33 protein-coding genes are annotated in these 21,373 nt (G+C 65.9%); all 33 read right to left on the minus strand.

Annotation, left to right across the window (positions count from 1 at the left end):
• Window positions 1-8 precede the first annotated feature (8 nt).
• Complete coding sequence (locus LC452_RS01035; protein ID WP_223622180.1) at window positions 9-605, minus strand: adenylate kinase; 597 nt, start codon at window positions 603-605, stop codon at window positions 9-11.
• A complete protein-coding gene (gene secY, locus LC452_RS01040) occupies window positions 602-1,924 on the minus strand; it encodes a preprotein translocase subunit SecY (RefSeq protein ID WP_136055209.1) in 1,323 nt (440 codons plus the stop codon). Before secY ends, LC452_RS01035 begins: the two co-directional genes overlap by 4 nt.
• Before the next feature lie 154 nt (window positions 1,925-2,078).
• Window positions 2,079-2,729, minus strand: a complete 651-nt coding sequence (rplO, locus tag LC452_RS01045; RefSeq protein ID WP_223622181.1) for a 50S ribosomal protein L15 — start codon at window positions 2,727-2,729, stop codon at window positions 2,079-2,081.
• The gene (gene rpmD, locus LC452_RS01050; RefSeq protein WP_046013417.1) at window positions 2,729-2,914 is read right to left on the minus strand and encodes a 50S ribosomal protein L30; all 186 of its coding nucleotides are present in this window, start codon (window positions 2,912-2,914) and stop codon (window positions 2,729-2,731) included. The genes rplO and rpmD overlap by 1 nt, the downstream gene beginning before the upstream one ends.
• Window positions 2,914-3,606, minus strand: coding sequence for a 30S ribosomal protein S5 (rpsE, locus tag LC452_RS01055; RefSeq protein WP_374197751.1), 693 nt, complete (start codon window positions 3,604-3,606; stop codon window positions 2,914-2,916). Before rpsE ends, rpmD begins: the two co-directional genes overlap by 1 nt.
• 20 nt (window positions 3,607-3,626) lie before the next feature.
• A complete protein-coding gene (rplR, locus tag LC452_RS01060) occupies window positions 3,627-3,986 on the minus strand; it encodes a 50S ribosomal protein L18 (protein ID WP_136055206.1) in 360 nt (119 codons plus the stop codon).
• A 2-nt stretch (window positions 3,987-3,988) separates the two neighbouring features.
• Window positions 3,989-4,525: a 50S ribosomal protein L6 gene (rplF, locus tag LC452_RS01065; RefSeq protein ID WP_136055205.1), complete on the minus strand. Its 537-nt coding sequence runs from the start codon at window positions 4,523-4,525 to the stop codon at window positions 3,989-3,991.
• A 6-nt stretch (window positions 4,526-4,531) separates the two neighbouring features.
• Window positions 4,532-4,930, minus strand: coding sequence for a 30S ribosomal protein S8 (rpsH, locus tag LC452_RS01070; RefSeq protein ID WP_046013414.1), 399 nt, complete (start codon window positions 4,928-4,930; stop codon window positions 4,532-4,534).
• 131 nt (window positions 4,931-5,061) lie between these two features.
• Window positions 5,062-5,652: a 50S ribosomal protein L5 gene (gene rplE / locus LC452_RS01075; protein WP_223622182.1), complete on the minus strand. Its 591-nt coding sequence runs from the start codon at window positions 5,650-5,652 to the stop codon at window positions 5,062-5,064.
• Window positions 5,652-6,029, minus strand: a complete 378-nt coding sequence (rplX, locus tag LC452_RS01080) for a 50S ribosomal protein L24 (RefSeq protein ID WP_223622183.1) — start codon at window positions 6,027-6,029, stop codon at window positions 5,652-5,654. Before rplX ends, rplE begins: the two co-directional genes overlap by 1 nt.
• Before the next feature lie 2 nt (window positions 6,030-6,031).
• Window positions 6,032-6,400: a 50S ribosomal protein L14 gene (gene rplN, locus LC452_RS01085; protein WP_136055202.1), complete on the minus strand. Its 369-nt coding sequence runs from the start codon at window positions 6,398-6,400 to the stop codon at window positions 6,032-6,034.
• The gene (rpsQ, locus tag LC452_RS01090) at window positions 6,397-6,729 is read right to left on the minus strand and encodes a 30S ribosomal protein S17 (RefSeq protein ID WP_223622184.1); all 333 of its coding nucleotides are present in this window, start codon (window positions 6,727-6,729) and stop codon (window positions 6,397-6,399) included. The genes rplN and rpsQ overlap by 4 nt, the downstream gene beginning before the upstream one ends.
• On the minus strand, window positions 6,729-7,046 hold the full coding sequence (gene rpmC / locus LC452_RS01095; protein WP_017829202.1) for a 50S ribosomal protein L29: 318 nt from the start codon (window positions 7,044-7,046) through the stop codon (window positions 6,729-6,731). Before rpmC ends, rpsQ begins: the two co-directional genes overlap by 1 nt.
• Entirely contained in the window at window positions 7,046-7,465 is a 420-nt protein-coding gene (rplP, locus tag LC452_RS01100; protein WP_045278748.1) for a 50S ribosomal protein L16, read from the minus strand. Before rplP ends, rpmC begins: the two co-directional genes overlap by 1 nt.
• On the minus strand, window positions 7,465-8,220 hold the full coding sequence (gene rpsC, locus LC452_RS01105) for a 30S ribosomal protein S3 (protein ID WP_017201587.1): 756 nt from the start codon (window positions 8,218-8,220) through the stop codon (window positions 7,465-7,467). The genes rplP and rpsC overlap by 1 nt, the downstream gene beginning before the upstream one ends.
• Window positions 8,220-8,618, minus strand: a complete 399-nt coding sequence (rplV, locus tag LC452_RS01110) for a 50S ribosomal protein L22 (RefSeq protein ID WP_116635684.1) — start codon at window positions 8,616-8,618, stop codon at window positions 8,220-8,222. The genes rpsC and rplV overlap by 1 nt, the downstream gene beginning before the upstream one ends.
• On the minus strand, window positions 8,618-8,899 hold the full coding sequence (rpsS, locus tag LC452_RS01115) for a 30S ribosomal protein S19 (RefSeq protein ID WP_046013408.1): 282 nt from the start codon (window positions 8,897-8,899) through the stop codon (window positions 8,618-8,620). Before rpsS ends, rplV begins: the two co-directional genes overlap by 1 nt.
• Window positions 8,900-8,910: 11 nt before the next feature.
• The gene (rplB, locus tag LC452_RS01120; RefSeq protein WP_223622185.1) at window positions 8,911-9,750 is read right to left on the minus strand and encodes a 50S ribosomal protein L2; all 840 of its coding nucleotides are present in this window, start codon (window positions 9,748-9,750) and stop codon (window positions 8,911-8,913) included.
• A gap of 20 nt (window positions 9,751-9,770) precedes the next feature.
• Window positions 9,771-10,094, minus strand: a complete 324-nt coding sequence (gene rplW / locus LC452_RS01125) for a 50S ribosomal protein L23 (RefSeq protein ID WP_017829206.1) — start codon at window positions 10,092-10,094, stop codon at window positions 9,771-9,773.
• Window positions 10,091-10,753: a 50S ribosomal protein L4 gene (gene rplD / locus LC452_RS01130; RefSeq protein WP_223622186.1), complete on the minus strand. Its 663-nt coding sequence runs from the start codon at window positions 10,751-10,753 to the stop codon at window positions 10,091-10,093. Before rplD ends, rplW begins: the two co-directional genes overlap by 4 nt.
• A 2-nt stretch (window positions 10,754-10,755) precedes the next feature.
• On the minus strand, window positions 10,756-11,415 hold the full coding sequence (rplC, locus tag LC452_RS01135) for a 50S ribosomal protein L3 (RefSeq protein WP_223622187.1): 660 nt from the start codon (window positions 11,413-11,415) through the stop codon (window positions 10,756-10,758).
• Between the two features lie 8 nt (window positions 11,416-11,423).
• Window positions 11,424-11,732 (minus strand): 30S ribosomal protein S10, encoded by a 309-nt coding sequence (gene rpsJ, locus LC452_RS01140; RefSeq protein WP_030147986.1) that lies wholly within the window; start codon window positions 11,730-11,732, stop codon window positions 11,424-11,426.
• Between the two features lie 834 nt (window positions 11,733-12,566).
• Window positions 12,567-12,779: a hypothetical protein gene (locus tag LC452_RS01145; RefSeq protein ID WP_116635679.1), complete on the minus strand. Its 213-nt coding sequence runs from the start codon at window positions 12,777-12,779 to the stop codon at window positions 12,567-12,569.
• A 151-nt stretch (window positions 12,780-12,930) separates the two neighbouring features.
• Window positions 12,931-14,121 carry an elongation factor Tu gene (gene tuf / locus LC452_RS01150; protein ID WP_045253854.1) on the minus strand — a complete coding sequence of 397 codons (1,191 nt, stop codon included), beginning with the start codon at window positions 14,119-14,121 and terminating at the stop codon, window positions 12,931-12,933.
• A 149-nt stretch (window positions 14,122-14,270) separates the two neighbouring features.
• Window positions 14,271-16,388 carry an elongation factor G gene (gene fusA / locus LC452_RS01155; protein WP_308116459.1) on the minus strand — a complete coding sequence of 706 codons (2,118 nt, stop codon included), beginning with the start codon at window positions 16,386-16,388 and terminating at the stop codon, window positions 14,271-14,273.
• Between the two features lie 84 nt (window positions 16,389-16,472).
• Window positions 16,473-16,946: a 30S ribosomal protein S7 gene (gene rpsG, locus LC452_RS01160; RefSeq protein ID WP_223622188.1), complete on the minus strand. Its 474-nt coding sequence runs from the start codon at window positions 16,944-16,946 to the stop codon at window positions 16,473-16,475.
• A gap of 5 nt (window positions 16,947-16,951) precedes the next feature.
• Window positions 16,952-17,320 carry a 30S ribosomal protein S12 gene (gene rpsL, locus LC452_RS01165; RefSeq protein ID WP_028502478.1) on the minus strand — a complete coding sequence of 123 codons (369 nt, stop codon included), beginning with the start codon at window positions 17,318-17,320 and terminating at the stop codon, window positions 16,952-16,954.
• Between the two features lie 500 nt (window positions 17,321-17,820).
• Window positions 17,821-18,468 carry a spermidine/putrescine ABC transporter substrate-binding protein gene (locus LC452_RS01170; protein WP_223622189.1) on the minus strand — a complete coding sequence of 216 codons (648 nt, stop codon included), beginning with the start codon at window positions 18,466-18,468 and terminating at the stop codon, window positions 17,821-17,823.
• Between the two features lie 60 nt (window positions 18,469-18,528).
• Entirely contained in the window at window positions 18,529-18,960 is a 432-nt protein-coding gene (locus tag LC452_RS01175) for a hypothetical protein (RefSeq protein WP_223622190.1), read from the minus strand.
• A 68-nt stretch (window positions 18,961-19,028) separates the two neighbouring features.
• Window positions 19,029-20,078 carry an ABC transporter gene (locus LC452_RS01180; RefSeq protein ID WP_223622191.1) on the minus strand — a complete coding sequence of 350 codons (1,050 nt, stop codon included), beginning with the start codon at window positions 20,076-20,078 and terminating at the stop codon, window positions 19,029-19,031.
• A gap of 115 nt (window positions 20,079-20,193) precedes the next feature.
• Window positions 20,194-20,346, minus strand: coding sequence for a hypothetical protein (locus LC452_RS01185; RefSeq protein WP_223622192.1), 153 nt, complete (start codon window positions 20,344-20,346; stop codon window positions 20,194-20,196).
• A gap of 48 nt (window positions 20,347-20,394) precedes the next feature.
• Window positions 20,395-21,027: a hypothetical protein gene (locus LC452_RS01190; protein ID WP_223622193.1), complete on the minus strand. Its 633-nt coding sequence runs from the start codon at window positions 21,025-21,027 to the stop codon at window positions 20,395-20,397.
• Entirely contained in the window at window positions 21,024-21,353 is a 330-nt protein-coding gene (locus LC452_RS01195; protein WP_223622194.1) for a PadR family transcriptional regulator, read from the minus strand. The genes LC452_RS01190 and LC452_RS01195 overlap by 4 nt, the downstream gene beginning before the upstream one ends.
• Window positions 21,354-21,373 lie beyond the last annotated feature (20 nt).

Consider the following 21,373-nt stretch of genomic DNA (forward strand, 5'->3'; position numbering starts at 1 on the left):
GCGAGACCTCAGGCCGCGAGGCGCAGGCCGCGCGCAGCCAGGGCCGCGGAGATGCGCTCGGTGATCTCGTCCAGCGAGCCGACGCCGTCGATGCGGTCGACGATGCCCTTCGCGCCGTAGACCTCGATGATCGGAGCCGTCTCGTGCTCGTAGATGTCCAGACGGTGCGCGATGGCCTCGTCGGTGTCATCCGAGCGCCCCTGCTCCGCGGCACGCAGGCCGAGGCGGGTCATGCTCTCCTCACGCGGCACCTGGAGCAGGATGACGGCGTCGAGGGACTCCCCGCGCGCGGCGAGGAACTCCTCGAGGTGCGCCACCTGGGCCACGTTGCGCGGGTATCCGTCGAGCAGGAAGCCGTTCGCGGCATCCGCCTGGGACAGACGATCGCGCACGATCTCGCTCGTCAGCTCATCCGGCACGAGATCGCCCTTGTCGAGGATCGCCGTGACCTGCTGGCCGAGGGGTGTCCCCTCCTTGATGTTCGCGCGGAAGATGTCACCCGTCGACACGACCGGGATGCCGTAGGACTCGGCGATGCGCACGCCCTGCGTGCCCTTTCCGGAGCCCTGAGGGCCGACGATGAGGAGACGGGCGGATGCTGTCATCGGAGGAGCCCTTCGTAATGGCGCTGCTGCAGCTGGGCATCGATCTGCTTGACCGTCTCGAGACCGACACCGACGATGATCAGGATCGATGCGCCACCGAACGGGAAGTTCTGGTTGGCGCCGACGGTGGCCAGGGCGATCAGCGGGATGAGCGCGATCAGGCCGAGGTAGAGCGAGCCGGGGAGCGTGATGCGGGTGAGCACGTAGTCGAGGTACTCGGCGGTCGGCCGGCCGGCACGGATGCCGGGGATGAACCCGCCGTACTTCTTCATGTTGTCGGCGACCTCGACCGGGTTGAACGTGATCGCGACGTAGAAGTAGGTGAACCCGATGATCAGCAGGAAGTACGCCGCCATGTAGACCGGGTGGTTGCCCGTGGTGAAGTTCGCGCTGATCCAGGTGACCCACGGCGCCGGCACGGAGCCGTCCTGCGGGGTGTTGAACTGCGCGATGAGCGCTGGGATGTACAGCAGCGACGAGGCGAAGATGACAGGGATAACACCCGCCATGTTCACCTTGATCGGGATGTACGTGTTCGTGCCGCCGTAGGTGCGGCGCCCGACCATGCGCTTGGCGTACTGCACCGGGATGCGTCGCTGGGATTGCTCGACGAAGACGACGAGCCCCATCACGATGATGCCGACCGCCAATACCAGGAGGAACACCTCGAAGCCCTTGGTCTGCCAGATGAGGCCCATGGCGCCGGGGAAGGTCGCGGCGATCGAGGTGAAGATGAGGAGCGACATGCCGTTGCCGATGCCGCGCTCGGTGACGAGCTCGGCGAACCACATGATCAGACCGGTACCTGCGGTCATCGCCATGATGATGAGCAGCTGCGCCCACCACACGTCGTTGGTCAGGAGCTGCTGGCAGGCGGCGAGGTCGGTCGTGCCGAAGAGCTGGCCGCTGCGCGCGACGGTGACGAGAGTCGTCGACTGGAGCAGCGCGAGCGCGATGGTCAGGTAGCGCGTGTACTGGGTGAGTCGAGCCTGACCGGCCTGACCCTCCTTGTGCAGCGCCTCGAAGTGCGGGATGACGACGCGGAGGAGCTGCGTGATGATCGTCGCGGTGATGTACGGCATCACACCGAGCGCGAAGATCGACAGCTGCAGGAGCGCACCGCCGGAGAAGAGGTTGACGAGACCGAGCAGTCCATCGGTGCCCGAGTTGGCGGCCAGGCACTCCTCGACGTTCGGGAAGTTGACGAACGGTGCGGGGACGTTGGAACCGAGTCGGTAGATCGCGACGATGGCGAGAGTGAAACCGATCTTCCGACGCAGGTCGGGCGTGCGGAAGATCCGCGCGATGGCGCTGAACAAGAACGTTCCTCCTGAAAAGTTGCCGATTCCCGAAGGACGGCTGAAAGACCAGGGTAACCCATCCGAGCACCCCGGACTGCGAGAGCGGACCTCGGCCCGCACTGCGTAACCACAAGAGGGGCCGGAGAATCCTCCGGCCCCTCTTGTGCAGTGGTTACTTGACGGAACCGCCCGCTGCAACGATCTTCTGCTCGGCGGAACCCGAGACCTTGTCGACCGCGACGGTGAGCTTCACGGCGATGTCGCCGTTTCCGAGAACCTTGACCTTCTCGTTCTTGCGAACGGCGCCCTTGGCAACCAGGTCGGTGACGGTGACGTCGCCGCCCTTCGGGTACAGCTCCGCGAGCTTCTCCAGGTTCACGACCTGGTACTCGACGCGGAACGGGTTCTTGAACCCGCGCAGCTTCGGGGTGCGCATGTGCAGAGGCATCTGCCCACCCTCGAAGCCGACGCGAACGGTGTTGCGAGCCTTGGTGCCCTTGGTGCCGCGACCGGCGGTCTTGCCCTTGGAGCCCTCACCGCGACCGACACGGGTCTTCGCGGTGTTGGATCCGGGGACCGGACGCAGGTGGTGCACCTTCAGCACGCCGGGGCGGGATGCCGGAGCATCCTTCTTCGGCGCAGCCTTCTTGGCGGCGGGCTTCTTGGCGGGAGCGTCGGCCTTGGCGTCGGCAGCGGCGGTCTTGGCCGGCGCCTTCTTCGCAGCGGGCTTCTTCTCAGCCGTCTTCTTCTCGGCGGCAGCCTTGGGAGCGGCAGCCTTCTTCGGGGCCTTCTCGGCCTCGACGGCGTCGTTCTTCTCAGCCATTAGTCGATCTCCTCAACCTTGACGAGGTGGGCGACGGTCTTGACGTAACCGCGCGTCTGCGCGTCGTCGGGGCGAACGGTGCTGTCACCGATGCGCTTCAGACCGAGGCTGCGCAGCGTGTCACGCTGGTTCTGCTTCTCGCTCACCTTGGACTTGACCTGCGTGACCTTGAGGCGCGAAGCCATCAGGCACCTACCTTCTGTGCGGCGATGGCGTCAGCCTCCGCACGGACGAGACGCGCCGGAGCAACCTGGTCGAACTCGAGGCCACGACGTGCGGCGACCGCACGGGGCTCCTCGAGCTGCTTCAGGGCAGCGACGGTCGCGTGCACGATGTTGATCGTGTTCGACGAACCGAGCGACTTCGACAGCACGTCGTGGATACCGGCGCACTCGAGCACGGCGCGGACCGGACCACCGGCGATGACACCGGTACCGGCAGCGGCCGGACGAAGCAGGACCACACCGGCGGCCGCCTCACCCTGCACGGGGTGCGGGATGGTGCTGCCGACGCGCGGAACGCGGAAGAAGTTGCGCTTGGCCTCTTCGACACCCTTCGAGATCGCCAGGGGGACCTCACGGGCCTTGCCGTAGCCGACGCCGACCAGACCGTTGCCGTCGCCGACGACCACGAGAGCGGTGAAGCTGAAGCGACGACCACCCTTCACGACCTTCGAGACGCGGTTGATGGTGACGACGCGCTCCAGGAACTGGTTGTCGCCGCGGTCGCGCGAGTTGCGGTCGCGGCCGCCACCCTGGTTGCGATCGCGACCGCCGCCACGGCGGCCTTCGCGAGCAGGCTCAGCCTGGGTCGTGCCGGCGGCCGTCTCAGAGACGACCGCAGCCGCCTCGGGAGCGGCAGCAGCCGTTTCGGTCACTTCGTTCTCCTTGTTGTCACTCACAGTGCCAGACCCCCTTCGCGGGCGCCGTCGGCGATGGCGGCGACACGACCTGCGTAGCGGTTGCCGCCACGGTCGAACACTGCCTCGGAAACGCCAGCGGCCTTCGCGCGCTCGGCGAGGAGCTCGCCGACCTTGCGTGCCTTGGCGGTCTTGTCACCCTCGATGGAGCGCAGGTCGGTCTCGAGCGTCGAGGCCGACGCCACGGTGTGACCCTTGCTGTCGTCGACGAGCTGCACGAAGACGTGGCGAGCCGAACGGTTGACGACGAGACGCGGACGCGCCTCGGTGCCGACGACCTTCTTGCGAAGGCGGGCGTGACGACGCGCGCGGGCGTCAGACTTTGACTTGAGAGCCATGGTTACTTACCACTCTTTCCGGCCTTGCGACGCACGTTCTCGCCGGCGTAGCGCACACCCTTGCCCTTGTACGGCTCGGGCTTGCGGATCTTGCGGATGTTGGCAGCTGCCTCGCCGACAGCCTGCTTGTCGATCCCGCTGACGGTGAGCTTGTTGGTGCCCTCGACCGTGAGCGTGATGCCGGCGGGCGGGTCGATGAGGACCGGGTGCGAGAAGCCCAGGGCGAACTCGACCGAGCTGCCCTTCTGAGCCACGCGGTAACCGGTTCCGACGACCTCGAGACCCTTGGTGTAGCCCTGGGTCACGCCGATGATGTTGTTGCTGATGAGCGTGCGGGTCAGGCCGTGAAGCGACCGCGACTCGCGCTCGTCGTCGGGACGGGAGACCAGAACCTGGTTCTCCTCGACCGCGACCTCGATGGGGCTGGCCACCGTGAGGGTGAGTTCACCCTTGGGGCCCTTCACCGCGACCTCACGGCCGTCGACCGAAACGGTGACGCCCGCAGGCACGTCGATGGGAAGTCGTCCAATACGCGACATGAGGGACTACCACACGTAGGCGAGAACTTCTCCGCCCACGCCCTTCTGCTCAGCCTGACGGTCGGTGAGAAGACCGGAGGAAGTGGACAGGATGGCCACGCCGAGGCCGCCGAGCACCTTGGGGAGCTCCGTCGACTTCGCGTACACGCGAAGGCCGGGCTTCGACACGCGCTTGATGCCAGCGATCGAGCGCTCGCGGTTCGGGCCGTACTTCAGCGACAGCGTGAGGTTCTTCCCGACGCGAGCGTCAGAGGTCTCCCAGCCGGCGATGTAGCCCTCCTGCTGGAGGATCTCGGCGATGTGCGTCTTGAGCTTGCTCGACGGCAGGGTCACGGAGTCGTGGTGCGCCGAGTTCGCGTTACGCAGACGGGTCAGCAGATCTGCGACCGGGTCTGTCATTGTCATTGTTGTTTTCCTTTGTTCATGAGGTTCCGGCTGCCGTTACACGACAGACGGCCTGCGATGACACGCAATCTTCAATTGTACGTGCAGATCGACGGGCTCAGTGACCAGTGACCACTGAGCCCGTCGAAGGCTTACGCCTGTGCTTCGGTCGACTGGAACGGGAAGCCGAGGTGGCGGAGCAGTGCCCGACCCTCGTCATCCGTCTTCGCGGTGGTGACGACGGTGATGTCGAAACCGCGAACCCGGTCGATCTTGTCCTGATCGATCTCGTGGAACACGCTCTGCTCCTGGAGACCGAAGGTGTAGTTGCCGTTGCCGTCGAACTGCTTGGGCGACAGACCGCGGAAGTCGCGGATGCGCGGCAGTGCGAGCGAGACGAGGCGATCCACGAACTCCCACGCGCGGTCACCGCGGAGGGTGACGTGCGCGCCGATGGCCTGGCCCTCGCGCAGCTTGAACTGCGCGATGGACTTGCGGGCCTTCGTGACGATCGGCTTCTGGCCGGTGATCTTGGTGAGGTCGTCGACCGCGCCATCGATCACCTTGCTGTCGCGAGCTGCCTCGCCGACACCGGTGTTCACGACGACCTTGACCAGTCCGGGGATCTGCATGACGTTCGAGTAGCCGAACTCGTCCTGCAGCGCCTTCTTGATCTCGGCGTTGTACTTCTGCTTCAGGCGCGGCTGGATCTTGCCAGCCGGCGCGGCAGTGTCGGTGCTCATCAGAGGTCCTTACCGCTCTTCTTCGCGAAGCGCACGCGGACGGTGCGCTTGACGCCGTCCTTGGTCTTCTCCTCGACCCGGTGGCCGACCTTCGTCGGCTTCTTGGTCGAGGGGTCGACGAGTGCGACGTTCGAGATGTGGATGGGGGCCTCAACGGTCTCGAGGCCACCGGTCTTCGTGCCACGCTGCGTCTGACCGACACGCGTGTGCTTGGTGACGTAGTTCACGCCCTCGACGACGATGCGCTGACCACCGTCGAGGATGTCGAGAACCTTGCCCTGCTTGCCGCGATATCCAGGCTTGCGCCCTTCCTTGTTCGGCTTCTCGGGTGCACCACTGATGACCTGAACCAGGTCACCCTTCTTGATCTTCGCCATGACTAAATAACCTCCGGCGCGAGCGAGACGATCTTCATGAACTTCTTGTCGCGAAGCTCACGGCCGACCGGTCCGAAGATGCGGGTGCCGCGGGGCTCCCCGTCTGCCTTCAGGATGACGGCGGCGTTCTCGTCGAACTTGATGTAGGAGCCGTCCGGACGACGGACCTCCTTCTTGGTGCGGACGATGACCGCCTTGACGACGTCGCCCTTCTTGACGTTGCCGCCCGGGATCGCGTCCTTGACGGTCGCGACGATCGTGTCGCCGAGACCGGCGTAACGACGCTTCGAGCCACCGAGCACGCGAATCGTGAGCAGTTCCTTGGCGCCGGTGTTGTCGGCGACCTTGAGGCGGGACTCCTGCTGGATCACTTGGCCTTCTCCAGAATCTCCACCAGACGCCAGCGCTTCGTGGCGCTGAGCGGGCGGGTCTCGTTGATGAGGACCAGGTCGCCGATGCCGGCGGTGTTCGCCTCATCGTGCGCCTTGACCTTCGAGGTGCGGCGGATGACCTTGCCGTAAAGCGGGTGCTTCACGCGGTCCTCGACCTCGACCACGATGGTCTTGTCCATCTTGTCGCTGACGACGTAGCCGCGACGCGTCTTGCGGTAACCGCGGGCCGCGGCGTCGCGCACGTCGTGTGCGGACGACTCGTGTCCTGCGGACTGCGTCTCGACAGTCGCTTCCTTCTTGGTGGCCATCACTCAGCCTCTTCCTTCACGGCGTCGTCGGCGGAGTCCGCCTTCTTCGCCTTCGACTTGGTCGCCTTCTTCGCCGGAGCCTCGACCGGAGCGGGCGTCGCACGGATGCCCAGCTCGCGTTCGCGGATCACGGTGTAGAGACGTGCGATGTCGCGCTTGACGGCGCGGATGCGGCCATGGCTCTCCAGCTGGCCGGTGGCCGACTGGAAACGGAGGTTGAACAGCTCCTCCTTGGCCTTGCGCAGCTCCTCGACGAGGCGCTGGTCTTCGAACGTGTCGAGCTCTGCCGGAGCGAGCTCCTTGGTGCCGATCGCCATTACGCGTCGCCCTCCTCGCGCTTGATGATGCGTGCCTTGAGAGGCAGCTTGTGAATGGCACGGGTCAGTGCCTCGCGGGCGAGCTCTTCGCTCACTCCGCCGACCTCGAAGAGGACGCGACCGGGCTTGACGTTCGCGACCCACCACTCGGGCGAACCCTTACCGGAACCCATGCGGGTTTCCGCAGGCTTCTTGGTGAGCGGACGGTCCGGGTAGATGTTGATCCACACCTTTCCGCCGCGCTTGATGTGACGCGTGACCGCGATACGAGCGGACTCGATCTGACGGTTCGTGACATACGCAGGCGTGAGCGCCTGGATGCCGAACTCGCCGAAGGAGACCTTCGTGCCGCCGGTGGCCTGACCCGAACGACCCGGGTGGTGCTGCTTGCGGAACTTGACCTTACGGGGGATGAGCATTATGCCGACGCTCCTTCTGCGACAGGTGCCTCGTTGCGCGGCGCGCGGCGGCGGTCGCCACCACGGTCGTCACGACGGGCCTTGGGTGCATTGGCCTGCTCGCGAGCGAGCTCCTTAGCGGTCAGGTCGCCCTTGTAGATCCAGACCTTCACGCCGATGCGGCCGAAGGTGGTCTTCGCCTCGTAGAAGCCGTAGTCGATGTTCGCGCGCAGCGTGTGCAGCGGCACACGACCCTCGCGGTAGAACTCCGAGCGGCTCATCTCGGCGCCGCCGAGGCGGCCGGAGACCTGGATGCGGATGCCCTTGGCGCCGGCGCGCTGAGCGCCCTGCAGACCCTTGCGCATCGCACGACGGAACGCCACGCGAGCAGAGAGCTGCTCGGCGATGCCCTGTGCGACGAGCTGAGCATCGGCCTCGGGGTTCTTGACCTCGAGGATGTTCAGCTGGATCTGCTTGCCCGAGAGCTTCTCGAGGTCGCCGCGGATGCGCTCGGCCTCGGCGCCACGACGACCGATCACGATGCCCGGACGGGCGGTGTGGATGTCGACGCGGACGCGGTCACGGGTGCGCTCGATCTCGATGTTCGAGACACCGGCGCGGTCGAGCTGCGTCTTCAGCAGGTTGCGGATCTTGATGTCCTCGGCCACGTAGTCGGCGTAACGCTGACCCGGCTTCGTCGAATCAGAGAACCAGCGCGAGACGTGGTCCGTCGTGATGCCGAGGCGGAAGCCGTACGGGTTTACCTTCTGGCCCATTACTTGCTCGCCTTCTTCTTGCTGTCGCCCGCAGCGGCCGGAGCCGCCTCAGGCGTCGAGAGCACGACCGTGATGTGGCTCGTGCGCTTCTTGATCTGGAAAGCGCGACCCTGTGCACGGGGCTGGAAACGCTTGAGCGTCGTGCCCTCGTCCACGTACGCGTTTGCCACGTACAGGTCCTGCTCGTCGAGGAACTCGCCGTCACGATCCGCCTTGACCTGCGCGTTGGCCATGGCTGACGCGACAAGCTTGTAGATCGGCTCGCTGGCGCTCTGCTGCGCGAACTTCAGGATCGCCAGAGCCTCCTGGGCCTGCTTGCCCTTGATGAGCGCGACGACACGACGAGCCTTTTGCGGGGTCACGCGGATGTGTCGCACGCGTGCGATCGATTCGACCATTAGCGGCGCCGCCCCTTCTTGTCGTCCTTCTCGTGGCCGCGGAAGGTGCGGGTGGGCGCGAACTCGCCCAGCTTGTGACCGACCATGGACTCGGACACGAACACAGGGATGTGCTTGCGTCCGTCGTGGACCGCGATCGTGTGACCCAGCATGGCCGGGATGATCATGGACCGGCGAGACCAGGTCTTGATGACGTTCTTGGTGCCGGCTTCGTTCTGCACGACCACCTTGCGAAGCAGGTGATCGTCGACGAAGGGGCCCTTCTTAAGACTGCGAGGCATCTTCTCTTCTCCTACTTGCGCTTCTTGCCGGCGTTACGACGACGCACGATGTACTTGTCGCTTTCCTTGTTGGCGTGACGGGTGCGACCCTCAGCCTGACCCCAAGGAGTGACGGGGTGACGTCCACCGGACGTCTTGCCCTCACCACCACCGTGCGGGTGGTCGACCGGGTTCATGGCGACACCACGCACGGTCGGGCGGACGCCCTTCCAGCGCATACGGCCGGCCTTTCCCCAGTTGATGTTCGACTGCTCGGCGTTTCCGACCTCGCCGATGGTCGCGCGGCAGCGCGCATCGACGTTGCGGATCTCACCCGAGGGCAGACGCAGCTGGGCGTAGACGCCGTCCTTGGCGACGAGACGCACGGATGCGCCCGCCGAACGTGCCATCTTCGCGCCGCCACCGGGGCGGAGCTCGATCGCGTGGATGACGGTACCCGTCGGGATGTTCTTCAGCGGGAGGTTGTTGCCCGGCTTGATGTCGGCCCCGGCGCCCGACTCGACGACGTCGCCCTGCTTCAGCTTCGCCGGCGCGAGGATGTAGCGCTTCTCGCCGTCGAAGTAGTGCAGCAGCGCGATGCGCGCGGTGCGGTTGGGGTCGTACTCGATGTGAGCGACACGGGCGTTGACGCCGTCCTTGTCATTGCGACGGAAGTCGATGACGCGGTACTGGCGCTTGTGGCCACCACCGATGTGACGGGTCGTGATGCGGCCCTGGTTGTTGCGACCACCGGTCTTCGAGAGCGGGCGCAGCAGCGACTTCTCCGGCGTCGATCGGGTGATCTCGGCGAAGTCAGCCACCGACGAGCCGCGACGGCCCGGGGTCGTGGGCTTGTACTTGCGAATAGCCATTATTGTCCTTATCCCCCGGATCAGCCGATTGCCGTGAAGATGTCGATGGTGCCCGACTTCAGGGTGACGATGGCGCGCTTGGTGTCCTTGCGCTTACCGGTGCCGAAGCGGGTGCGGCGAGCCTTGCCGACGCGGTTGAGGGTGTTGACCCCTGCGACCTTGACGCCGAAGATCTTCTCGATGGCGAGCTTGATCTCGGTCTTCGAAGCGCGCGGGTCGACGAGGAAGGTGTACTTGCCTTCGTCGATGAGACCGTAGCTCTTCTCGGACACGACCGGCTTCAGGATGATGTCGCGCGGGTCCTTGTTCAGGGCCGTCTGGAGAACAGATGCCTGCTCGCTCATGCGGAGACCTCCTGGTTGGCGCCGGACTTCGAGGCGATGAAGCCCTCGAGCGCGGCCTGGGTGAAGACGATGTCGTCGGAGACGAGCACGTCGTAGGCGTTGAGCTGGTCGAACGTCAGCACGTGCAGGTTCGACAGGTTGCGGATGCTCTTCAGCGTCACGTCGTCGTTGCGCTCGATCACGACGAGCACGTTCTTCGACGAGACGACGTTGGTGAGGAAGTTCACCGCGGTCTTGGTCGAGGGCGTGCCGTCGATCCCGAAGGACTCGATGGCGTGGATGCGGTCCCCGCGGTGACGGTCGCTGAGCGCGCCCAGCAGGGCGGCGGCGATCATCTTCTTGGGGGTGCGCTGCGAGTAGTCGCGCGGCTTCGGGCCGTGCACGATGCCACCACCGGTCATGTGCGGCGCGCGGATGGAACCCTGACGGGCGTTACCCGTGCCCTTCTGCTTGAAGGGCTTGCGGCCGGCACCGGAGACCTCGCCGCGACGCTTGGTCGAGTGCGTGCCCTGGCGAGCCGCCGCGAGCTGCGCGACGACGACCTGGTGGATGAGCGGGATGTTCGTCTTGGCGTCGAACAGCGCGGCGGGAAGCTCGATGGAGCCTGCCTTCTTGCCGTCTGCCTTGAGGACGTCGAGCGCGAGAGTGGAGTCAGCCATGTTCAGGCACCCTTCACTGCGTTGCGGACATAGACGATGCGGCCACGAGCACCGGGGACGGCGCCCTTGACGAGCAGCAGACCCTTCTCGATGTCGACGGCGTGCACCGTGAGGTTGAGGACGGTCACGCGCTCGCCACCCATACGGCCGGCCATGCGCATGCCCTTGAAGACGCGGCTCGGGGTCGACGATGCGCCGATGGAGCCGGGCTTGCGGTGGTTGCGGTGCGAACCGTGGGAAGCCGAGACGCCCTTGAAGTTGTGACGCTTCATGACACCGGCGAAGCCCTTGCCCTTGCTCGTGCCGACGACGTCGACGAGCTGACCGGCTTCGAACGTGCCGTCCACCGTGAGCTCCTGACCGAGTGAGTAGTCAGCAGCATCCGCGGTGCGGATCTCGGTGATGTGACGGCGCGGCGTGACGCCGGCTGCCTCGAAGTGAGCCGTGAGCGGCTGGTTCACCTTGCGGGGGTCGATCTGGCCGTACGCGATCTGGACGGCGTTGTAGCCGTCCTTCTCGGGGGTACGAACCTGCGTGACCACGTTCGGTGCGAGTTCGATGACGGTGACGGGAATGAGCTTGCCGCTCTCGTTCCACACCTGGGTCATGCCGAGCTTGGTGCCCAGCATGCCCTTGGAGATCTTGGAGTTGATGTCAACCATGCCGGGCCTCAGAGCTTGATCTCGATGTTGACATCGGCCGGGAGGTCGAGGCGCATCAGCGAGTCGACAGCCTTGGGCGTCGGGTCGACGATGTCGATCAGACGCTTGTGGGTGCGCATCTCGAAGTGCTCGCGGCTGTCCTTGTACTTGTGGGGCGACCGGATGACGCACACGACGTTCTTCTCGGTCGGAAGCGGCACAGGGCCGACGACGGTCGCGCCCGCACGGGTCACGGTGTCGACGATCTTGCGTGCCGATGAGTCGATGACCTCGTGGTCATACGACTTCAGGCGAATGCGGATTTTCTGTCCCGCCATTGTCTGCTCACTCTCTTCAGGCGTCTTACCGTCCTGGGCCGGGTGACCCAGGGGCATTGGACGCACGTCGGCGCTGTTCGCGCCATCGGCACGAGAAGGACTCCTGCGAGTCGATCTGCTGCACCACTGTTCTCATGTCAGCCGCGTGTCTTCCGACATGCGGATGCCGACCTCCGCCGCGCACGGCGAACCTCCTCGGAAGAAGGTGTCGGGGATTTGTTCTGCTACCCGCGGCCTAGAACCCTGCACCATCCCGGAGGAGGCGCCGTCTATGCACTGCCCTGGCAGTGATCCATCGCACGCACAGCGGCGACGGAATATCGAACCTGTCTATTCTGCCATGCCCGATTTCACTTCTGCAAACCCGGGCGTGTCGCGCCTCTCCTGCCGACCTCTGAACGGGTCGGAAAAGGAGGTCAGAACGTGGAGGAGAGCGGGGCGAGGCATCCCCATGCCTCGCCCCGCTTGGGGAGGACGTCCAGTGCGAGGGGGCACACCGAACGCGAGGATGCCGGCGTGAAGGGACGCCGGGATCCTCGATCGAGGGCGCGACGGATGACCCGCCGCGCAGGCAGGGAGACGCTCAGGCGCACAGAGTGCGCGCGTCGTACGATGATCCCCAAGATCGCTTATCCCCAGTTTGTTCGCGAAGAACGCGAGTTGCGGGAGCCGAACCCCTTCGGCTGCCCCGACCGCAAGATCCCCAGGCGGTCTCGAACATCATACGTGGTCCGAGGCCTCCGGCGCGAGTCCGCGGACGCCTGAATACTGGTGAAACGTGAGAAACGGCGGTTCACCATCGGTGAACCGCCGTTTCAGAGAGCGTGACGAGTGCTACTCGTTGCCGACTGCCTTGTCCGCGCTGTCGCGGATCTCGTCGATCTTGTCGGCAGCACCGGGAGCGACCTTCTTGGCGAAGTCCGCGACACCGTCGAGGACCTTGTCGCTGATGTCCTCGGCCTGCTCGCTCTTGACGGCCTCGGCGATCTTGTCCTTGTTCTGCTCGTACAGGTCCTTGCCCTTGTTGACGGCGTCCTCGATACCCATGATTCCCCTTCTCAGGTGTGTGCTGCCGACCGGTAGGGATCGGCAAGACTCATTGTGCATCCCCGCCTCGGCAAAGGGAACCCTTGAGACGCCCGTTAACGACAGTGGGGCCGGACCCGAAGGCCCGACCCCACTGCGAGGAAGCAGATGCTTACTTGATGATCTTCGTGACCGTACCGGCGCCGACGGTGCGTCCACCCTCACGGATGGCGAAGCCGAGGCCCTCCTCCATGGCGATCGGCTGGATCAGCTCGACCGTCACGTCGGTGGTGTCGCCGGGCATGACCATCTCGGTGCCCTCAGGCAGCGTGATGACGCCGGTGACGTCGGTGGTGCGGAAGTAGAACTGCGGGCGGTAGTTCGTGTAGAAGGGGTTGTGACGCCCACCCTCGTCCTTGGAGAGGATGTACGCGGTGCCCGCGAAGTCGGTGTGCGGCGTGACCGAACCCGGCTTGACGATGACCTGACCGCGCTCGACGTCCTCACGCTTCGTGCCACGGAGCAGAAGACCGCAGTTCTCGCCGGCCCAGGCCTCGTCGAGCTGCTTGTGGAACATCTCGATACCCGTGACCGTGGTCTTGACGGTCGGACGGAGTCCGACGATCTCGACCTCGGAGTTGATGGCCAGCGTGCCACGCTCGGCGCGACCCGTGACGACGGTTCCACGACCGGTGATCGTGAAGACGTCCTCGACGGGCATCAGGAACGGCTTGTCCTTATCGCGCACGGGGTCGGGGACGTTGTTGTCGACGGCCTCCATGAGGTCGAGAATGGACTGGGTCCACTTCTCGTCGCCCTCGAGGGCCTTCAGAGCGGAGACGCGGACGACAGGCGCGTCCTCGGCGAAGCCCTGCGACGCGAGCAGTTCGGAGACCTCGAGCTCGACGAGCTCCAGGATCTCCTCGTCGTCGACCATGTCGGCCTTGTTCAGCGCGACCAGCAGGTACGGCACGCCGACCTGCTTGGCGAGCAGGACGTGCTCGCGCGTCTGAGCCATGGGGCCGTCGGTGGCGGCGACCACGAGGATCGCGCCGTCCATCTGAGCCGCACCGGTGATCATGTTCTTGACGTAGTCGGCGTGGCCGGGAGCGTCAACGTGCGCGTAGTGGCGCTTGGGGGTCTCGTACTCGATGTGCGAGATGTTGATGGTGATACCACGCTGGCGCTCTTCCGGCGCCGAGTCGATGGAAGCGAAGTCGCGCTGCACGTTGGTGTCAGACGGGAACTTGTCAGCAAGCACCTTCGAGATCGCTGCGGAGAGCGTGGTCTTGCCGTGGTCAACGTGACCGATGGTTCCGATGTTGACGTGCGGCTTGGTCCGCTCGAACTTGGCCTTAGCCACTGGGTCCTCCTCAGGACGTCATGTAGAGGTTGCCGGGCACTGGTTTGCGACCGGTTCTCTACGGGTGTGAATCTCAGTTTAGTAGAGAGGGAATGTGAAGTTGTAGGGGACCTGGGAGCCGGGCCGGAACCCGGCTCCCAGGAAGATGATTACTCGCCGCCCTGGTGCTTCTGGACGATCTCGTCGGCCACGTTCCGGGGAACCTCAGCGTAGCTGTTGAACTCCATCGAGTAGACGGCGCGACCCGAGGTCTTCGAACGCAGGTCGCCGATGTAGCCGAACATCTCGGACAGCGGCACGTGTGCACGCACGACCTTGACGCCGGCGGCATCCTCCATCGACTGGATCTGGCCACGACGCGAGTTCAGGTCACCGATGACGTCGCCCATGTACTCCTCAGGAGTACGCACCTCGACGGCCATCAGCGGCTCGAGCAGCACGGGGTTCGCCCGACGGAGAGCCTCCTTCATACCCATCGATCCGGCGATCTTGAACGCCATCTCCGAGGAGTCGACGTCGTGCGCCGCACCATCGACGATGGTCGCCTTGACACCGACGATCGGGTAGCCCGCGAGGACTCCGACGTTCATGGCGTCCTGGAAACCGGCGTCGATCGAGCCGATGTACTCACGAGGGATGCGACCACCGGTGACGGCGTTCACGAACTCGTAGGTCTTCTCGTCGTCCAGATCGAGCGGCTCGATGTTGAACTGGATCTTCGCGAACTGACCCGATCCACCCGTCTGCTTCTTGTGGGTGTAGTCGTACTTCTCGACGTTCTTGCGGATCGTCTCGCGGTACGCCACCTGCGGCTTGCCGACGTTGGCCTCGACGTTGAACTCGCGCTTCATGCGATCGACGAGGATGTCGAGGTGCAGCTCGCCCATGCCCTTGATGGTCGTCTGACCGGTCTCGGGGTTGAGCTCCGTGCGGAAGGTCGGGTCCTCCTCAGCGAGCTTCTGGATGGCGACACCCAGCTTCTCCTGGTCGGCCTTGGTCTTCGGCTCGATGGCGACCTCGATGACGGGCTCGGGGAACGTCATCGACTCGAGGACGACCGGCGACGTCGGGTCGGTCAGGGTGTCACCGGTGGTGGTGTCCTTCAGACCGATGACCGCGTAGATGTTTCCGGCGGTCACCGAGGCGACGGGGATCTCCTTGTTGGCGTGCATCTGGAAGATCTTCCCGATGCGCTCCTTCTTGCCCTTGGTCGAGTTGACGACCGCGGAGCCGGAATCGAGGTGACCCGAGTAGACGCGCACGTAGGTGAGGCGACCGAAGAACGGGTGCACCGCGACCTTGAACGCCAGCGCCGCGAACGGGTCGTTGGCGTCGGGGTGACGCTCGATGATCGTGTCGTAGTCCTTCGGGTCGTGCGCCTCGATCGAGCCCACGTCGAGCGGGTTCGGGAGGTAGTCGACGACCGCATCGAGCATCGGCTGAACGCCACGGTTCTTGAAGGCCGAGCCGCAGAGGACCGGGTAGATCTCGGAAGCCACGGTGAGCTTGCGGATCGCGCCCTTGATCTCGGCGACGGTCAGCTCTTCGCCGCCGAAGAACTTCTCGAGCAGCGCGTCGTCGGTCTCGGCGACGGTCTCGAGGAGCTGCTGACGGTACTCGTCCGCCTTCTCCTTGAGGTCGGCCGGGATCTCCTGGATCTCGTAGGAGGCGCCCATGGTGACGTCACCCTTGGAGTCACCCGCCCAGACGAGTGCGCGCATCTCGACCAGGTCGACGACGCCGATGAAGTCGTTCTCCGCGCCGATGGGCAGCTGGATGACCAGCGGCTTCGCGCCGAGGCGGTTGATGATCGTGTCGACCGTGAAGTAGAAGTCGGCGCCGAGCTTGTCCATCTTGTTGACGAAGCAGATGCGCGGGACGTTGTACTTGTCGGCCTGACGCCAGACGGTCTCGGACTGGGGCTCGACGCCCTCCTTGCCGTCGAAGACGGCGACGGCACCGTCGAGGACGCGGAGCGAGCGCTCCACCTCGACCGTGAAGTCCACGTGACCGGGGGTGTCGATGATGTTGATCTGGTTCTTGTTCCAGTAGCAGGTCACGGCGGCAGACGTGATCGTGATGCCGCGCTCCTTCTCCTGCTCCATCCAGTCGGTGGTCGAGGCGCCATCGTGCGTCTCGCCGAGCTTGTGGTTGACGCCCGTGTAGAACAGGATGCGCTCGGTCGTCGTCGTCTTGCCGGCATCGATGTGCGCCATGATGCCGATGTTGCGGACCTTGCTCAGGTCGGTGAGCACGTCTTGTGCCACAGGAGTGTCCTTATCTTTTCGTGCAGTCGTACTGCGCGGAGGGGGTGCCCGCTCCCGGCGTGTGGCCGGGAGCGGGCGAAGTGTTTACCAGCGGTAGTGAGCGAACGCGCGGTTCGACTCGGCCATCTTGTGAGTGTCTTCGCGGCGCTTGACCGCGGCACCCAGGCCGTTCGACGCGTCCAGGATCTCGTTCTGGAGACGCTCGGTCATCGTCTTCTCACGACGACCCTTGGCGTAGCTCACGAGCCAGCGCAGCGCGAGGGTGTTCGCGCGGTGCGGCTTGACCTCGATCGGAACCTGGTAGGTCGAGCCACCGACGCGGCGGCTGCGGACCTCGAGAGTCGGGCGCACGTTGTCGAGCGCCTTCTTCAGGGTGGCGACGGCGTCCTGGCCGCCGTTCTTCGCCTCGACACCGCTCAGGGCGCCGTAGACGATGGCCTCGGCGATCGACTTCTTGCCGTCGACGAGGATCTTGTTCACCAGCGAGGTGACGATCGGAGCGCCGTATACCGGGTCGTTGACCACGGGGCGCTTGGGGGCGGGACCCTTACGAGGCATCTAACTCAACCCTTCTTCGCGCCGTAGCGGGAACGAGCCTGCTTACGGTTCTTGACGGCCTGGGTGTCCAGGGCGCCGCGGACGATCTTGTAACGCACACCGGGGAGGTCCTTGACTCGACCGCCGCGGACGAGCACCAGCGAGTGCTCCTGCAGGTTGTGGCCCTCACCGGGGATGTAGGCCGTGACCTCGGTCCCGTTGCGGAGCTTCACACGAGCGACCTTGCGCATCGCCGAGTTCGGCTTCTTCGGGGTGGTGGTGTAGACGCGGGTGCATACCCCGGCCTGCTGCGGGTTCGACTTCAGGGCGGGCGTCTTGGTCTTGGTGACCTTCGGCGAGCGACCCTTGCGAACCAACTGCTGAATGGTTGGCACGTTCTCTCCTCATAGTGCTGCACGGTGACAGCGTGATGGGTTTCACATCATGCCCCACCGGCGCGCCGGAATCGGTGCGCTTTTTGTGTGGTGGGTATGCCGTGGAGGCGGACCGGCAAGGTGCCGACGCCCGGTGCGCACGTCAAGACGTGCACACACCTGACCAAGTGTAATGCCGCGTAACCTGCCGGTCAAATGAGCGCCGCACGCGGACGAGCCCCGCAGCATCGGCTGCGGGGCTCGTCGTGGAGAGATCGCGATCAGTTGCCGGGGCCGTACAGATCCCAGATGAACTGCGCGTCGCAGGTCAGCCACCACGGATCATCCGCGGGAGGGAATTCGAACATGATCGATCCTTTCGTCGGAGCATCGCCGTCATCGGCGCTGCTGGGCGTCCATTCCTGCGCCTGGGGGCAGGAATCCGGTCAGACTAGATTCGCGAGCGCACGCGCGGCAACGGATCTCGGCGCTGTATGCCGATACATCAGGATGATGCGGGATCAGCCGGCATCCGGATCGAACGGCGAGTCCAGAGACTGGGTGAGTTCCGCGAGCAGTGCCTCGATCTGCGGCTCGACATGCTGCGAGATGGCGGCCTGGATGTGGAGACGATGCCGGAGCAGGATGCCGCAGATCTCGCGGCCGACCATGTTGGCGTACTCGTCGGCGAGCGCGACCTCCTGACGGAGTGCGACCTTGGCCTCCTCCGTCAGCGGCGGCAGGGGAGGAAGCTCATCCCCTGCGTCGTCGGCGAGCCCGGCGATCGTGAACAGGAAAGGCGCACCCGCCACCGGCTCGGGGTCGAGCGGCAGGCCGTCGAACTCGGGGTCGAGGTCTTCCGCCGGCCGATAGCTGCGGGCGCGGTTCCTCGCGGCCTGATCGTCCAGCTCCCGCTGCAGCATGGGGAGGTTTCGTGCCGTGTAGTCGGCGACCGCATGGTCGACGATGGTCTTCATCCGCGTCGACAGTCCGTGCTGCACCCCGTGCGGGGCGTTGGCGCCGATGCCGGCGGCGGACAGGATCGGCGAGCCGAGGCATCGACGGCACGGCGCGACGCGGCCGCGATGAGTCGCCGGCTCCCAGCGCGGCACCCAGCGCAACCAGGCCTCGACGGCCTGGTCGACCTGCGTCTCCAATGAGCGCTCCACCCCACCAGCGTACGGCGCGTCGTGCGGAGCCGCCGCGATTTCCCGCGTCTCGGCGGGGCGTCACTCGTCTTCTTCACCCTCCCAGGGCCAGCGCGGCCGTGCGGCACGGGTACGTCGGAGCGCGATGCCGCCCCACGCACCGATCGCGGCCGCCAGCAGCAGCACGGCACTCGCGCCGCCGCGCACCAGGTCTCCCGCCACCGCCGTGGCGATGACGACATTGCCGGATCCGACCAGCACAGCGCCCCAGACGCCCGCGAGATGAGCGAGTCCGGTCACGAGGGCGATCGAGAACGTCGCGAGGAACGACGGGTGCGTCCGCCGGAGCGTCGACCACAGCATGAGGGCGAAGCCGACCACCGCGGCGAGCATCCCGATGACGCCGGGCCCGGGTCCGAGCCCCGGCACCGCGATGATGTCGGCATCCGTCAGCACGCTCACCGCTCCCAGCCCGAACACGGCGAGGGCGAAGAATCCTACGGTGGCGAACACCAGCGCCAGGACAGCCGAAACCCCCGCGGACTCGGGTCCGCGGGGGTTCGGCGTCGTGGAGTTCGTGATTACCTCGCGAGGGTGGGACCGGCTTCGAGGGTGCGCTCGTACTCGCGCTGCGCCTCGGCGTTGAGCTCGGTCTTGCGGGCGCCGCTGCGTGCGACCCATGCTCCGAACCAGATCGTCAGCTCGCGCGCGAAGACGAAGGCGGCGATGGCGAGCGGTGCGAGCATCTGCGCCCCGACGAGATCGAGGCCCTCCGACGCGGTGAGCTTCCAGAACGGCGCTTCGAAGAGCTGGCCGAGGATGTGCCCCGCGTAGGCGATGATGCCGACGATGATGCCGAAGACCACCCACAGTCCCCAGCGGCCACGGTTGATGACGGCACCCAGCAGCCAGAACCCAAGGAAGAAGACCACGACCGGCGTCCAGAAGCCCCAGGTGAGCAGCGGGGCCACGAGGGACTCGCCGATGTTCTCTCCGGTCACGTCGCCGGCGATCGCTCCGAAGCCGATCGTGGCACCGAGGTAGAGGACGGCGAACACCACGGTCGCGAGCAGGCCGATGGCGCCGGCGGTCCCGCGGTTGCCGCGGTCACGCGGTGGCTCCGGCGCCTGCACGAAGATCGGCTGAGGAGACTGCGCCGTGGCGGCGACCAGCGGCTCGGACGGCACGACGCGCGTCTCGGTCAGGTCGGCAGACGGGGTGTAGGCGGTGTCCGCCACTCCGGTCGCGTCGCGGTCGTAGGCGGCGGTCCGATCGAACGAGTCCGAGCGGTCGTACGCGGAGGTCGCGGTGTCGTCGCCGGAGACGGGGGCGACGAACGCCGGAGTCGCATCGGCATCGGTGCGCTCGTACGAGCCATCGGATGACGGCGTCGTCTGCGTGACTGCCGGTGATGAGAAGAGACCGGGGTGCTCACGCTCCGCTTCCTCGAAGGCGGCGAGATCCGGGTCGACGGGCTTGCTCTCGGGGGCATCGCCCTCGGACTCCGTCACGGGGGTGCCGGGGACGTCGGCGCCTGCAGCGGCCGCGTCGTCGAGACTGGCGTTGGCGCTGCCGACCACGTCGTCGACGTTCGCCGGCTTGTCGGTCTTGTGAACCTCAGGATCGCTCATGGGGTGCGCCTCTCATCGGATGTGTGCTCTGCGAGGTTACCGCCGCTCGTGCGGCCACTCCCGGAGGCGTGCCGACGTGTCGCCATTCGCCGTGTTCGCGGCCGTTCACGCCTCCTCAGGGGAGCGCGCTGCGCAGGGCGTCGCCGGCGAACTCGGCGAGGACGGGGAGCATGGGCATCGAGAGCCATATGAGCGCCGCGATGATGCCGGCGCAGATCACGCCGGCCACCCAACTCATCCCGAGGTTGCGTCCGCCGACCCGTGCCATGTCTCCACGCTACGACCGCGACCGCCGACCGACCGGTCGCAACGCCGATCAGCGGGGGTCTCGACCCCGAAGACGCCACAGCAGCCAGAGACCGGATGCCGGGATGAGGAGGAATCCGAGCAGGATCAGGAGGTGCCAGCCGGCGAGGCCCGGCACGAGCGGATTGTTCGCCGTCCCGCCGCCCGGGTCGCCGCCTCCGGAGAAGCCGGAGACCAACGAGGAGATCAGGAGCGACAGCCCGGTCACGACGACGGGCACCGCGATCGCGACCAGCTTCTCCCACCGCTTCCAGAGGGTGGCGGAGGTGACGAGGCCGACGCCGACGATCCAGCCGAGCATCGGGACGATGAACCCGCCGAAGCTCAGCGTCAGCGCGGCCGTGATCGCGAAGCCCCGAGTGGCCGTCGCAGGCCCGCGTCGTCTCGCAGGAGGTGCGCTCGGGGACGGCACGACGATCTCCGGGCCGCTCCCCGGCACTTCGCGCTGTGCCTCGCGTGCGATCTCCCGCGGGTCGCCCAACTGCGCGATGCGCGCGATGACGCGCTCGTCATCGAGGCCGTGGAGTTCCTCGGCGATGCCGTCGCGGATGTCCGCGGCGACTCCGTGGGGCAGGTCGCGCATCGCGGCGTCCAGTCGGGCGAGGTAGTCCTCACGAACCGTCTCCGGGGTGTTCTCTGTCATGCTCGTTCCTCTCCGACGATGCCCGAGACGACTCGGGCGAACGGCGTCCACTGCGCGCGGAAGCGCGCGAGCTGTTCGGTTCCGGCATCCGTCAACCGGTAGTACCTGCGCACCGGCCCGCTCTCCGACGGCAGGTCGAAGGTGCTCACCCAGCCGTTGTCCCTGAGCCTTCCGAGCAACGGGTAGAGCGTGCCGATGCTGGCGATCAGGCCCGCACCCGTGAGCTCTTCGGCCAGCTGCCAGCCGTACATCTGCTCACGCGCGAGCAGTCCGAGCACGCAGTACTCGACCACTCCCTTGCGCATCTGCGCACCGACGTCTGTCATGCATCACAAGGTAGCATGCC

Origin of the sequence: Microbacterium sp. EST19A (assembly GCF_019969685.1) — a bacterium.
GTDB lineage: Bacteria > Actinomycetota > Actinomycetes > Actinomycetales > Microbacteriaceae > Microbacterium.